The organism is Agrobacterium sp. NPDC090283 (assembly GCF_044769685.1).
Taxonomy (GTDB): Bacteria; Pseudomonadota; Alphaproteobacteria; order Rhizobiales; family Rhizobiaceae; genus Agrobacterium.
This window is the reverse complement of the sequence record NZ_JBIVYG010000007.1, coordinates 244,398-258,297: the sequence shown is the minus strand read 5'-3', so window position 1 is coordinate 258,297 and position 13,900 is coordinate 244,398. Positions and strand designations below refer to the sequence as shown.

At 52.0% G+C, this 13,900-nt stretch carries 9 protein-coding genes; 7 read left to right on the top strand and 2 right to left on the bottom strand.

Going from position 1 to position 13,900, the window contains the following annotated elements:
* Positions 1-5 precede the first annotated feature (5 nt).
* From ACIQUH_RS13215 to ACIQUH_RS13190, 6 genes are all read left to right on the top strand, one after another.
* Positions 6-1,358 (top strand): UDP-glucose dehydrogenase family protein, encoded by a 1,353-nt coding sequence (locus ACIQUH_RS13215; RefSeq protein WP_400815650.1) that lies wholly within the window; start codon positions 6-8, stop codon positions 1,356-1,358.
* A complete protein-coding gene (locus ACIQUH_RS13210) occupies positions 1,355-3,181 on the top strand; it encodes a hypothetical protein (protein WP_400815648.1) in 1,827 nt (608 codons plus the stop codon). Before ACIQUH_RS13215 ends, ACIQUH_RS13210 begins: the two co-directional genes overlap by 4 nt.
* 148 nt (positions 3,182-3,329) lie before the next feature.
* Positions 3,330-4,112, top strand: coding sequence for a class I SAM-dependent methyltransferase (locus tag ACIQUH_RS13205; protein ID WP_400815645.1), 783 nt, complete (start codon positions 3,330-3,332; stop codon positions 4,110-4,112).
* 66 nt (positions 4,113-4,178) lie between these two features.
* Positions 4,179-4,721, top strand: coding sequence for an NUDIX hydrolase (locus tag ACIQUH_RS13200; RefSeq protein ID WP_400815643.1), 543 nt, complete (start codon positions 4,179-4,181; stop codon positions 4,719-4,721).
* Positions 4,639-6,729 carry a class I SAM-dependent methyltransferase gene (locus ACIQUH_RS13195; RefSeq protein WP_400815641.1) on the top strand — a complete coding sequence of 697 codons (2,091 nt, stop codon included), beginning with the start codon at positions 4,639-4,641 and terminating at the stop codon, positions 6,727-6,729. The genes ACIQUH_RS13200 and ACIQUH_RS13195 overlap by 83 nt, the downstream gene beginning before the upstream one ends.
* Positions 6,704-8,800, top strand: a complete 2,097-nt coding sequence (locus tag ACIQUH_RS13190; protein ID WP_400815639.1) for an NAD(+) synthase — start codon at positions 6,704-6,706, stop codon at positions 8,798-8,800. Before ACIQUH_RS13195 ends, ACIQUH_RS13190 begins: the two co-directional genes overlap by 26 nt.
* A gap of 77 nt (positions 8,801-8,877) precedes the next feature.
* Here the strand turns inward: ACIQUH_RS13190 and ACIQUH_RS13185 are convergent, their stop codons facing one another.
* Together ACIQUH_RS13185 and ACIQUH_RS13180 are read right to left on the bottom strand one after the other, a co-directional pair.
* Positions 8,878-10,308, bottom strand: coding sequence for a mannose-1-phosphate guanylyltransferase/mannose-6-phosphate isomerase (locus tag ACIQUH_RS13185; protein WP_400815637.1), 1,431 nt, complete (start codon positions 10,306-10,308; stop codon positions 8,878-8,880).
* 36 nt (positions 10,309-10,344) lie between these two features.
* Entirely contained in the window at positions 10,345-12,108 is a 1,764-nt protein-coding gene (locus tag ACIQUH_RS13180; RefSeq protein ID WP_111817297.1) for an ABC transporter ATP-binding protein, read from the bottom strand.
* Between the two features lie 477 nt (positions 12,109-12,585).
* Here ACIQUH_RS13180 and ACIQUH_RS13175 point away from each other — a divergent pair, with 477 nt between their 5' ends.
* Positions 12,586-13,878 (top strand): glycosyltransferase family 4 protein, encoded by a 1,293-nt coding sequence (locus ACIQUH_RS13175; RefSeq protein WP_400815634.1) that lies wholly within the window; start codon positions 12,586-12,588, stop codon positions 13,876-13,878.
* Positions 13,879-13,900 lie beyond the last annotated feature (22 nt).

Genomic DNA, 13,900 nt, shown 5'->3' with positions numbered 1-13,900 from the left:
TTATCATGAAGCCGAAACTTTCTGTAATAGGTCTGGGCAAACTTGGTGCACCTATGCTTGCCGTGTTTGCCAAAAAAGGCTTTGACGTCATTGGTATGGATTTGAATTCCGCTTTTGTGGATTCGATCAATCGTGGCGTGGCGCCGGTTCCTGAGCCGCAACTTCAGGAATTAATCACGGAAAATGGTGGGCGCATTCGAGCTACGACCGACATGCGGGAGGCGGTGCTTTCCTCGGACGTGACTTTCATCATCGTCCCCACGCCAAGCGGTCCGGATCGTTTTTTCCGCAATGACTACGTAATCTCCGCGCTCGAGAGCATCGGTGCGGCATTGCATGACAAGATCGGCTATCACAACGTTGTTGTCACCTCCACCGTCATGCCCGGCTCCACAGGCGGTATTCTGCGTCAGACGCTGGAACGTGCGTCTGGTCGAACCGTGGGCTCGGATCTCGGCTTGTGCTACAATCCGGAATTCATCGCGCTCGGCACGGTCGTCCGCGACATGCTTTACCCCGATATGATACTTATCGGCGAAAGCGATCCTAAAGCGGGAGATTTGCTCGAAAGCGTCTATCGTGGTTCGACCGAGAGCAATCCTGAGTTCCAGCGGATGAACTGGGTCAATGCAGAACTTTGCAAGATCGCCGTCAACACTTACGTGACCACCAAGATCAGCTATGCGAACATGATCGCTGACATGTGCGATCATCTCGATGGTGCCGATGCCGATGTCGTGACGGACGCTCTCGGTGCAGATAGCCGCATCGGAAAGAAATACATCAAGGGCGCCATTGGTTATGGTGGCCCCTGTTTTCCGCGTGATAACAAGGCATTCGCGGCGCTTGGGCGCAGCCTCGGCGCGCGCACGGATCTTGCCGAAGCGACAGATGTTATCAATGATCACCAGACGGAGCGGCTTGTTCGGGCGATAGCGGCCTCGGTTGATCCGGGGGCCCAGGTGGCAATCCTCGGGTTGTCCTACAAGCCGGAAACCCCGGTGATCGAGGAAAGCCAGGGATTGGCACTGGCTCACAAACTGATCAGCATCGGTTATAAAGTGCGGATTACAGACCCGCAGGCTCTCATCAGCCTTCCGGATCAGATCGCCGATGGGATCGTGATCAAGGTAGATGCGGAAAGCGCCATGGCGGGAGCGGATGTTGTTGCCATCGTGACGCCTTGGAAAGCCTATCGCAATCTCGACATTGCTGCGGCGGGACCGAAGGCTGTTATCGACCCGTGGCGTGTTGTTGATGCTGCGAAGCTTTCGGCTGCGATAACGCTGATCAGACCTGGCATGGGGGATTGGCTCTCTGACGCTGCCGCAGCGAAACATGCCCGGGTAATGTCATGATATCGATCGTTCTCTATGGAAGGAACGACAGTTACGGCTATAACCTCCACAAGCGGGCTGCTCTCAGCCTGAATTGTATGGCGGAAGTGCTGACCGACGAAAACGATGAAATTCTTTTCGTTGACTATAACACACCGGATGATTTTCCGACCTTCCCGGAGGCGATCTGTGACACGCTGACAGATCGTGCGAAGCGTCTTTTGCGGATCATCCGCATAAGGCCGAGTCTTCACAATCAGCTGTTTGCGTCTCGTACGCACCTGAAGGCTCTGGAGCCGATTTCGCGTAATGCTGCCGTCAGGCGATCCAATCCTGCAAATCGTTGGATATTGTCGACCAATACGGACATGATCTTCGTACCACGCGGGTCGCAGTCCTTGTCTGACCAGTTGGCGAGACTGGAAGACGGATTTTATTGTGCCCCTCGTTTCGAGATACCTGAGACGCTGTGGGAGAGCTTTAATCGGCTTGATCCGGCTGGGGTTATCGCTGAAACGCGTGAAGCGGGAGAGAACTTCTATTTGAATGAGGTAGTGTACGGGATGGACTCTATCCTGTACGATGCGCCTGGTGATTTTCAGCTAATAAAACGAGACGACCTCTTCTCCATTCACGGTTTCGATGAGAGGATGCTGCTGGGTTGGCATGTAGACGCAAATATTTCGAAGCGTCTCGTTATGCGTCATGGCAAGATTGATGACGCCTTACCTTTTGTTCTTGGTTATCACTGCGACCACACTCGTCAAACCACTCCGGCTCACGCACATAAGAGTGTGGAAAACAGTGCGGACGATTTTTTTCACAATCTTTTGCAGCCGGAAATACCGGATCAATCGGAAATTTGGGGTCTTGCTGGGATCGACTTGGAAGAAATCAGCCTAACTGACACCATAAACATGGCGTATCGCAAAGCGCTTAGCCAAGCAATCGATCAGCCTCTGAAAGGTTTGATTGAGGCGCGCTATAGGCCAGAGTCTTATGATCTTGAAGTCGGAACGCCGGAACACGTACTTCCATTTCTTGTTGATCTATTTGCCAACGCTCCAAGAAATACGAATGTCATCTGGCTTGGTCCAAAAGACCGGATATATGATCTTTTTACGAATTGTTGGCGAAATTTAGGATTCCTAACGGATGTATCTTGTTGGCAAGGCGATATAGACGTTATTGATCGCGCAGATACTTTTATAATTAATTTTGGACTTCCAAAAAAGGTGGAGGGCGATGCTTCGTCCGCCTTGATGGAGCAATTTTATACAGTCGTAACAAACGAGCGGGATCACTTAGCGTCGAATAAAGAGCCCCGCCGGATTATTGGTGTGAATGCCATACATAATGGTTTCGAGTCTGTAATGCAGCGTTTCGTTGGCTGCAGTCGAACGCCGTTCTCAGCCAGATTGCGGCACGGCTATTTGCTAAAGTCTGCGTTTGTCGATGCGCAAGACTGGACCGACGAAATGCATGCAGGTGCAGCTGGAAAAAGGGATGAAAATGTAATTCACTCCACAGGAGCGAGTGGACATATATTTTATGGTCCTTACGCCAATTTGATGCCCGGCAACTACAGAGTCGATGTGAGTCTCATAAAACGCTGGAATCACTCGCCCACATCGAAGTTACAACTCGAAATTATGCAGGGTGAGAAGACGGTAGCGGTTGTAAAAGTCAAATTTTTCGGATCAAGGAAAATCATATCTCTACCACTGCAAATCACAACGCAGGATTTACCTCTTCCTATTGAGGTACGCCTTCACTCGATTGGGAGATCTCGAATAGCTCTTGAACGGATAACTGTAAAAAGGGTTCAACCAGTTGATGCATAACTTGGTTGAAACATCGGTGTGACATGCGGTGTTGTTCCTGCATCTCTATAAAAGATGAGAAGCCTGATCGATTTAGAGCTCCAGGCCGCTGCAAGACAAACCGCTGAGTAACTGAAACTGCTATCTTCATTCAATAAAGGATTCACCTGTGACTAACAACGCCACCATTGAAGATGTAAAAGAGTACTGGAATCGCCGCCCCTGTAATGTCCGACATTCAAAGCGCGAAGTGGGTTCTCAAGAATACTTCGATGAAGTTGAAGCCCGGAAGTACTTTGTCGAGCCCCACATTCCGGGTTTTGCGGAATTCTCACGTTGGAACGGTAAAAAGGTACTGGAAGTCGGATGCGGCATTGGCACTGACGCGATCAACTTCGCGCGTAACGGTGCAATATATTCTGGGATAGAGCTTTCGGAAGCAAGTCTTGCAATCGCCAAGTCACGATTTGAAGTGTTTGAACAAGATGGAAACCTTCAACAGTTGAACGCTGAAGCGCTTACACAAGGCTTCCCCGAGAGCAACTTTGATTTGGTATACTCTTTTGGCGTGATTCATCATACACCCAATCCGCGAGGCGTAATTGAACAAATCCGTAAAGTTATCAAGCCGGATGGTGAACTGAGAATTATGCTATATGCAAAAAGGTCTTGGAAGGCTGCTATGATTGAAGCTGGGCTCGACCAACCAGAAGCTCAGTCAGGGTGCCCGATTGCCTTCACCTACGATGAGCGCGACGTTCAAGAGCTTCTTTCTGGATGCTTTGAAGCTACTGAAATTCGACAGGATCATATTTTCCCGTATCAGATTGAGCAATACGTCAACTACGAATATGTGCGGCAACCATGGTTTGAAACCATGCCGCCGGAGTTGTTTCGTGCGCTTGAACAGAGCCTGGGATGGCATCTGCTAATAACTGCTAAGCCGATTTGAGGTTAGACCAGACACTACGTGCGCTTCTTGATAGGGTTGTCACAGCTTGAGGGGGCTGAAGCAGCGATGACGAATATCTGGTCCGTAAGAAATCGAAGGGAGGTCTATGCGTCTCCCTTCGTGACCCTTTCGATCGAAGCCGTGTCGTTGCCGGATGGGCGCGTTGTCGATGACTATCATCAAGTTCAGTTACCTGATTTTTCGATTGCCGTGCCCATTCTCACAGACGGCCGTATTTTGACTTTGTGGCAATATAAGCATGGGGCCCGATGCTATTCCATGACCTTTCCTGCTGGCCATTTGGAGCCCGGGGAAGATGCCGTTGAAGCGATGCTGCGGGAGCTGCGCGAAGAAACCGGTTATGTGGCTGAGAATGCCATTAGCTTTGGCAGTTATGCCGTTAGCGGCAATCAGGGCTGCGGTCGGGCGCATCTTTTTGCTCTGACGGATTGTCGTCTTGCGGGCGTTGCTGATCATGACGATCTTGAAACTTTCGATCTTAGAGTTATGACAGTGGAGGAAATAAATGCGGCGATCGATCAGGGACATTGTGCAATCCTTCCTCAACTCGCCGTCTGGCTCGCAACCAGAGCACATTTTGGATTCTGAAGAGCAACAACTGGTCGAACGCCAGACAGATGCGGCCGTTGAAGCTCCGGCTCCCGCTGTTCAGCTCGATCTGGCTCCGATCTGGACCATGGTTCCCGAGGCAGAGCCAATTCGGCTTGGCGCCTATTACGCTCATATGCGGGGCTACTATCCTTATTGCGAGATGCAAACTAAACGTTGGTGTGTCCGCAACATTGGCCCCGATTGGCGCATTTTTGATGTCGGGGGCAATATCGGATATTATTCGGCACTTTTTGGTCGCTGTGCGCCTGAAGGTCGCGTTGTTGCATTCGAACCGACGGAAACGCACCGGATGCTCAGGCAAAATCTTGAGCTCAACGGGATTTCAAATGTCGAGGTTCGCCAGATTGCCCTAGGGGAAGCTGAAGGCAACCGTCGTGATGCGATATTCCGCGTCTGGGGCAGTCCTGCAGAAGTGGAGGAGTTTCCTTTCTCCACAGTGGACGCGGAAATGCGGCGTTTGGAATGGGACAGGCTTGATCTTCTTAAGGTTGATGTCGACAGCTTCGACCTAGAAGTTTTGAAGGGCTCTCTTCAGACACTTGACAAATTTAATCCCTGGATTCTTGTTGAACTTAACCACGCATTAGCGGAAAGAAAGCAGAGCGTTTCGCAGGCGCTGGAGTGGTTGGCATCGGTGGGGTATCACGAAGCCCTCGTGATGGACGGTGAAAATTTCCTTCTGCGTCGTCCGGAAGGCGTGCCGGTTGCCGTTGACGGATTGAGGCTCATACATGAACGCGAGCCTGTCTATGTTACCCCTGTTCTTGTAGCGACGGAAGAATCGGCGGCTGATACTGCTGATTCATTCGAACTAGCTGGTATGGGTGTTTTGGATGAGGAAACTGGTGATCTAATTATCGATGAGCCCGCCTGGGGTTATGGCTTGATCTGGAAAGCGCAACCGATCTGTGAGGGACCGGCGATCGTGCGTTTGTCGGTCGGTGTTTCGGGGGCGGATATTGGCATTCTTTGCGTTAGAGAGGGCTTTTCTGAGCTCATTGGATCGGAAGCTTTTGTCCTGCCGGGTGGAGAAACTGCTGTCGAGATAGCGCTTGATCGGGTCGAGGATCTGCGTGGCATTGTTATCAGAAGGGGTCCGACGCTACCCGGTGTGGCTCGAGTACGTTTCAATGAGCCTGTTGTCTTGCAAGCGGAAGCCCGGCGGAATGTTTCACCATCGCTTTCGATGAACCCTGCACAAAAAGAGATCACCTTGAGGGACGTCGCGCGAGGGCTCTCATCATTGCCTTTGGATGTTCCCGACGACACGCTCGAAATTGTTGACGTTCATATCTTGGGAGAACGTCTTGGTTTGAGCTACTCGTTCCGAGCTCCTATAAACCTCGTTAACATGCCGCTTACCCAGTTCCGTATGGAGGTCCATGATGCGAAGATTTTGGGACAACTCTACCGCGCGTTTCGACCACGGCATCATCTGGAGTTTGGAACTTGGGAAGGGTTCGGAGCGCGACTTTGCCTGCAAAATTCTGAAGCACTTGTCTGGACGCTGAACCTTCCCGATGGAGAAAGGGACGCTGATGGGCGTCCTCTGTATTCAGATGCATCCGGCGTCACGGATGGTGGAAGCCGGATCGGACGACTTTATCGCGAAGCTGGATTAGCTGGACGAGTTAGCCAGATGTTGATGGATAGCCGGGAGTTCGACACAGCTGCTTTCGGTGCCGATTTCTTCGATACTGTCCTGATTGACGGTGGCCATACAGCCGATGTAGTGGCCAGCGATACCGAAAAGGCGTTGCAGGTGGTTCGCCCCGGCGGGCTTGTCATGTGGCATGATTTTTGTCCGGATCCCTTGATCGTAGCCGAACAAAATGCTGCTCAAGGCGTCGTTGAAGCGGTGTTGCTGAATTGGAAACAGTGGCGTCCGCGCTTTTCATCCTTATTTTGGGTAAGACCGTCCTGGCTTCTCGTCGGGATTGTTGCTGATGGCGGCATGAATGCAAGTGAAGACAATGATGCGTAATAAACAGGTTACATCCGCGACTTTTTTTTCGGCGTACGCGCAAGGCTTCCTTCGTTGTGCCGTTGCTTCACATTTGGTGACGCCTGCTTCGCCATTGGCGAACGCTGCGGCGACGATACCGCTATTGGAAGCGGCGGATGAACAGTCTGTGGGTCTTCTCGTTTTGCCCGAGCTGGGTCTGACCGGTTACGCAATTGATGACCTTCTGCATCAGCAAACGCTGCTTGATGAGGCTGAATCGGCTCTTGAACTACTACGCAAGCGCACCGAGACGCTAATGCCTGTGGTTCTTGTGGGAATGCCGGTCCGCTGGCAGGGCCATCTTCTCAATTGTGCGGTTGTGCTGCACAAAGGTCGACTTTTAGGTATTGTACCCAAAACTTATTTGCCCAATTATCGCGAATTCTATGAGGCTCGGCACTTCGCATCGGGTGCAATAGTCGAAAAAGGCGCTGTGATAGAGATTCTGGGGTCCGATGTTCCTATCGGTACAGATCTTTTATTTACCGCGCAGGATATAGAGAATTTTGTGCTCGCGATTGAAATTTGCGAGGACGTGTGGGTTCCGACACCACCCTCATCCTTGGCTGCGCTTGCTGGTGCTACAATCATAGCAAATCTCTCGGCATCCAATGCTATTATCGGAAAATCGGCCGAACGTCACGCGCTTTGCCGCGTGCAATCTGCCCGTTGCAATGCTGCTTACCTCTATTCGGCAGCGGGATTCGGTGAATCAACCACCGATCTCGCTTGGGACGGCCATGCAATGATTTACGAAGCTGGAACTCTTCTGGCTGAGTCGGAGCGTTTTTCCACAAGTGCCGGTATGATTGTTACGGATATCGATCTGGAACTTCTGGCAGCGGAACGTCTACGAAATGGCAGCCTCGTTGCAAATCGACGTGATCTTGCGCCAAAACCCTATCGACACATCGGCTTTCATCTTCAGCCCCCGGACACTGACATAGGCTTGCATCGAAAAATTGCTCGCTTTCCATTCGTTCCGGATGAAAAAGATCAACTTGACGCTCTTTGTGAGGAAGCTTTTCAGATACAATCTCAAGGTCTTGCGCGCCGTTTGAAGGCGAGTGGCATCGAGCGGGTTGTCATAGGCGTTTCGGGTGGACTGGATAGTTCGCACGCCCTGCTGGTTGCACTTCACGCCATGGATTTGTTGAAACTTCCACATTCAAATGTTCTGGCATGGACTTTGCCAGCTTTTGCGACGTCTAATAAGACGAAATCAAACGCTTGGCGTCTCATGCGGGCGTTAGGAGTGACTGCCGACGAGATTGATGTAGGCCCGGCTTCGATGCAAATGTTGCGGGATATCGGACATCCTGCCGGAGAAGGTGAGAAGGTTTACGATATTACTTTCGAGAACGTCCAGGCCGGGGCCAGAACGTCGCTGCTTTTCCGGCTGGCAAACCGTCATAACGCTATTGTCCTTGGCACGGGTGATCTTTCTGAACTGGCCCTTGGTTGGGCAACATATGGCGTCGGTGATCACATGAGCCATTACAACGTCAATTGCTCGGTTCCCAAAACACTTATTCAGCATCTTATTCGATGGGTGGCTGGCCGTGGACTTTACGGTGAAGAGGCATCCGCAGTTCTTCGAAATATTTTGTCAACCGAAATCAGCCCGGAGTTGGTTCCGGGTGACGCAGATGCGCCAAGTCAGAGGACCGAAGATTTCGTAGGACCTTATGCGCTGCAGGATTTCAACCTTTTTTATACGGTAAGATATGGCATGAGACCATCTAAGCTGGCTTTCCTTGCATGGCACGCTTGGCGGGATGTCAAAACGGGTAGCTGGCCACCGGATTTTGCAGACACCGATCGGCGGGATTACGATTTGGAAACCGTTCGATTATGGCTAAGAGTTTTTATCAGGCGCTTTTTTCAAACCAGCCAGTTCAAACGCAGCGCCGTTCCAAATGGTCCGAAAACAAGTTCCGGGGGCTCTTTGTCTCCACGCGGGGATTGGCGTATGCCATCAGATGCTTCGGCAGATTCTTGGTTGCGTGAACTTGACTTGGCACTCGCTCCGCCACAGAGAAATCAATAAAGGCTTAGCAGAACATTGTAGCCTGAGGGAACTATCGATAGTGAGCAGGAATGCTCCCCATAGGGAGCATTCAGTAATCACGTTCGTTTATAATCGTCCTCGATGCGGATGACATCATCCTCGCCGATATAGGCTCCGGTCTGGATTTCGACCAGTTCGAGCGGGATCTGCCCCTCATTGGCAAGCCGGTGCGGCTGGCCGATCGGAATATAGACCGACTGGTTCTCCGTCAGAAGCCGGGTCTCATCGCCAATCGTCACCGTCGCCGTACCCTTGACGACGATCCAGTGTTCCGAGCGGTGATAATGTTTCTGGAACGAGATGCGGTGGCCGGGATCGACCGTGATGTGGCCCACCCGGTAACGCTCGTCCACATACATGTGCTCGATGAAACCCCAGGGCTGATAGACCCGCTTGTGGCTTTGCGTCTGCGGCGCGTGGTCGCCAGCTTTCAGTTTTTCAACCAGCCCCTTCACATCCTGCACCCGGTTTTTTGGCACCACCAGAACCGCATCCTTGGTGGCCACGACAACCAGGTCCTTCGCGCCCACCACCGTCGTCAGCAATTGCGTGGAATGGATCAGACAACCCTCGGAATCGATGAAGACGCCGTCGCCTTCCAGCGCATTGTCATTGTCGTGCTTGTCGGCAATCTCCCAGATCGCGTCCCAGCTGCCGATGTCCGACCAGCGGAAGTGACCATGCACCACCGCCATGCGCCTGGTTTTCTCGATCACCGCATAGTCGATGGAGTTTTTCGGCGAGGCCTCGAAGCTTGCCTGATGCAGGCGCACGAAACCGAGGTCGCTTTCATATTGCTCGACCGCCTGCGTCACCGCCGAAAGAATCTCCGGGGCGAAGGCCTTCAGTTCGGCGATCATCACATCGGAGCGGAACAGGAAGTTGCCGGAGTTCCAGAGATAACCCTTTTCCAGATAGGAGATCGCCGTCTTCACATCGGGCTTTTCCACGAAGGCATCGACGGTGCTCAAGTCTTTTTCGCCGTCGATCGCATCGCCCGGCTTGATATAACCATAGGAGGTGCGCGGCTCGGTCGGCACCAGGCCGAAGACGACGATATTGCCCTGATCGGCGGCTTTCGCGCCGAGCTTCACGGCGTCGGAGAACTTGTCGGCATCGAGCACCACATGGTCGGCGGCAAGCGCAAGCACCAGGCAGCCGGGCTCGCGGCGCTCGGCCAGCACGGCGGCGGCGGCCATGGCGGCGGCGCTGTCGCGGCGGGCGGGCTCCAGCACCACGGTTGCCGGCAGGTCGATCTCTTCGGCCTGGCGGCGGGCGAAGAAACGGAAATCCTCGTTGGTGATGACAAGCGGCTCGGCATAAAGGCTCTTGTCGCCCACCCGCTGCAGCGTCTGCTGGTAGGTCGAAAGATTGCCGACCAGCGGCTGGAACTGCTTGGGCAACTGATCGCGCGATACAGGCCAGAGCCTGGAGCCAGCGCCCCCGGCCAGAAGAACCGGCGTGATCTTTCGAGAGTGTTCCTTCACAACAAAACCTTTCCAATGCGGCCTGATAAATCAGGATTATGCTACGTCCGCATCGAACTGGATGCTGTGCAGGCGTTTATAAAGGCCATCCGTTGCAAGTAGTTCACGCCGACTGCCTTCTTCTACGACCTGTCCATTATCCATAACGACGATCTTGTCGGCTCGGTTTATTGTTGAAAGTCGATGAGCGATGACAATAGATGTTTTGTTCAGTGTCAGGCGCTCAAGCGCATCTCGCACAAGAGCTTCGGATTCCGAATCCAACGCACTGGTCGCCTCGTCAAGGATCAAGATATCTGCGTCTCTCAGCATGGCGCGAGCGATCGCAACACGCTGTCTCTGACCGCCGGAAAGGCCTGAGCCATTTTCACCAAGCTTGCTGTCGTAACCGTCAGGCATCTTCATGATAAAGTCATGGGCATTGGCAGCCTTGGCAGCAGCAATGATCTCTTCTTCTGTCGCATCGTCCCGACCAACGGAGATATTGTGCTTTACAGTACCCGAAAACAGGAAGGTTTCCTGACCGACATAAGATACGTGCTCGCGCAGGCTCGCAAAGGAAACATCGCGCAAATCCATACCATTGATTTCAACGGAACCATTCTGAGGATCGTAAAGGCGCATCATAAGATTGATGATTGTGGATTTGCCGCTGCCGGAAGGACCGACCAATGCGGTCATCTTGCCGCCCTCGAAGAGTACGCTGACGTCCTTCAGAACCGGCTGGCCAGAAACATATTCGAAGCTGACGTTCTTTAGTTCCACGTCGCCACTGGCCTTGGGGAGAGGCAGAGCATCTTTCTTTTCGGCCAGCGTCAACGGGGCGTCCAGAACCTCGAACATCATACGGACACCGATCATGCCTCCTTCGATCTGGATTCTCATACGCGCCAGACGTTTTGCTGGTTCGTAAGCAAGAAGCAGAGCGGTTATAAAGGACATCAGATCGCCCGGAGACCCGCCTTTCTCCAGAACGGTGTAGCCGGAAACGGCAATAACGACGGCAATCGCAAGGCCGGACAGCGTTTCCATGATCGGACTGGTCGCCGCTTCAAGCTTCGCAATACCATTGGCTCGATGCTCGACGTCAGACACTGCCTTGTTCATACGTTGACGCATAAGCTTCTCAAGCGAAAACGCTTTAATCACGCGGACGCCGATGCTGGTTTCCTGCACGACGTTGACGATTTCGCCAAGCGAAGCAAGCTCCGCCTCCATGATCTTACGCACCCGGCGCAAGACAAGACGGACGCTGAAGATGGCAAGAGGGCCTATAATCATCGAAATCGCGCTCAGAAGAAAATTCTGGGCGAACATCACCACGATCAAACCGATGAGCGAAAGCAGGTCGCGGATAAAGGACGTCACGATTGTATCGATAACGCTCCTGGCAGCCTGTGCATTGTAGGTTACGCGAACTAGCAATTCCGACGATGGCAGGTTTTGAAAGAACGATACGCCTTGCTTCAGCAGGCGATCATAGATTTTACGTTGCTGCTCCGCGACTATGCTGTTGCCGGCTTTGCTCAGATAGTAGCTCTGAACGAACGTGGCGAGGCCCTTGACGATGAATATCGCGGCAACCGCAAACGCAATCTCAAGGACGACATCAAAGCCACGCTTCAAGTAGACGCTATTAACGATATCGCGCATGATCCAGGCGCTGAGAGAGGTCGTTGCGGCAACGACAACCATTGCCGCGATTGCCATCGAGTACCAACCGACATGCTTCTTAAAGTTCTCTTTGAACAGTCGTACCAGCAGCTTCTTGTCGTTTTGCGACAAAAATGATCCGATCACAGCGATATTCCTAATTTGTGCAGAAACTACATTTGGTGAGTGTTTATCACGTTAGACGAACAAACCCAAACGGATGGAGTGATGTTCGGTGGGTAGCGCTCATATATGATGGCTCAAGTTTCATGCTCGCAAAACTCAAAGCTTAACACTGGTCCAAATGCCGAGGCACGGCTAATCCAAAATTGGCTTAGTGCACTTAAATGGGTGATCACTAAGTGTCAATCTCCCTCTGGCTAGGATGCCATCACGCCCCGTTTCTGGCAGCGGGAAGAACGGGAGAAATCGCCGCTTTAGATGTTGGATGGAAATGTGTAGTTTTGCGCGACTAGAAGGTTCTCGACGTTGACAAATGTGCTGTCCAAAATCTATATGCCAAAATGCATGGTGGGCGATCGGCAACAGCGTGGCATATGAGCTCGTAAGTTTTTGCAATCTAATATGTTTCATGACGGAAGTGTCCGTCAGGCAGGACGGTAAATGCCCCAAGTCTTTTTTGATCTGTCGGAACTTTTCCTGAATTCAGGAGTCAAGTTTAAATATTACGGAATTGCGCGAACCGTAATGGAAGTCGCTTATGAACTGACTTTGGCGGATAAATCTGTAAGGTATGTAATCTATTCGCCGCTGCATCGTCGGTTTTTTGAGGTTTTTCCCCGTACGGGTGACGCGTCGCCAACCGGTGTTCTGGATCCCAATATTCCTTCAAGCGCGACGCCATTGCGTCTGAGGCAGAATCTTTTTGATACTAACTTTTTGAAGTCTTTTTTCTACGGGATGGTGCGCACGATAGTCGAGCATCGCAATCGCAAACGTTGGGCAACTATTCCGGCGAGTGCTGTTCGGGAGGTTAATCTCGACGGGCAGATTCTGGTTTCGCTGGGCAGGCCAAAAATCATGTCTGACTATATCATGGCGTTGAATGAACGGGGCGAAAAAGCCACTTTCATTCCGATGCTCCATGACATGATCCCATTGCATAATTTCACACATCGGAATCAGTTTTCGTTTCCGCGGAATTTTATTCACGATAACAAGGTCGCTATCGGAGCAGCGGCACTGATTTTGACAAATTCGGAATTTACGGCGCGGGAAGTAAAGCATTTTTCAGATATGGGGACATTGCCGCCAGTGCCGGACGTTGTCGCTATCCCGCTTTGTAATGAACTTCGGCCGACGGTTGAGCCAATAGATAAGAAGCCCCCTCAAGGTCGTTACCTTCTGGGCGTCGGTATTTATAACGGCCGTAAGAACTTGGAATGTGTTGTTGAAGCCATGCTTCTATTACAGGCTTCCGGTGTCGTTCCGCCCGCACTGGTGTTGGCAGGCGCGAGACGTAAAAGAGTTGAAAAATTCTTAAAGCAGGAGAAGTTTCGCCCTATAGTCGACAAGTTCCACTTTGTTCTTAACCCGAACCAAGCGGAATTACGTCTGCTTTACGAAAATGCCTACGGCCTCGTTTTGCCGAGCAGGATGGAAGGGTGGGGCTTGCCGATTAGCGAAGCTCTTTGGTGCGGGACCCCGGCTTTTGCCGCGGATGTGCCGGCCTTGAGGGAGGCAGGGGGTACACTCGCACTGTATTTCAATCCGGAGAAACCGGATGAACTGGCGGATTTGGTTCGCGGGTTGTTGCTGGAGCCGGATAGGTATGCTGCCTTGAAAATGAAAATAGCCGAATTCAAACCACAAATGCGGACATGGCGAAATGTCGCGTCAGATATACTTCATTCGGTACACAAATTTGACCACAAAGAGAGACGGGTGGCGACCTAAGGCTGCAAGCTGACATCGGACG

Excerpts from the sequence above, each read along its gene's own strand:
- ACIQUH_RS13175 (WP_400815634.1), top strand. The coding sequence starts at position 12,586 with ATGCCCCAAGTCTTTTTTGATCTGTCGGAACTTTTCCTGAATTCAGGA.
- ACIQUH_RS13215 (WP_400815650.1), top strand. The coding sequence starts at position 6 with ATGAAGCCGAAACTTTCTGTAATAGGTCTGGGCAAACTTGGTGCACCT.
- ACIQUH_RS13195 (WP_400815641.1), top strand. The coding sequence starts at position 4,639 with ATGCGGCGATCGATCAGGGACATTGTGCAATCCTTCCTCAACTCGCCG.
- ACIQUH_RS13210 (WP_400815648.1), top strand. The coding sequence starts at position 1,355 with ATGATATCGATCGTTCTCTATGGAAGGAACGACAGTTACGGCTATAAC.
- ACIQUH_RS13190 (WP_400815639.1), top strand. The coding sequence starts at position 6,704 with ATGCAAGTGAAGACAATGATGCGTAATAAACAGGTTACATCCGCGACT.
- ACIQUH_RS13200 (WP_400815643.1), top strand. The coding sequence starts at position 4,179 with ATGACGAATATCTGGTCCGTAAGAAATCGAAGGGAGGTCTATGCGTCT.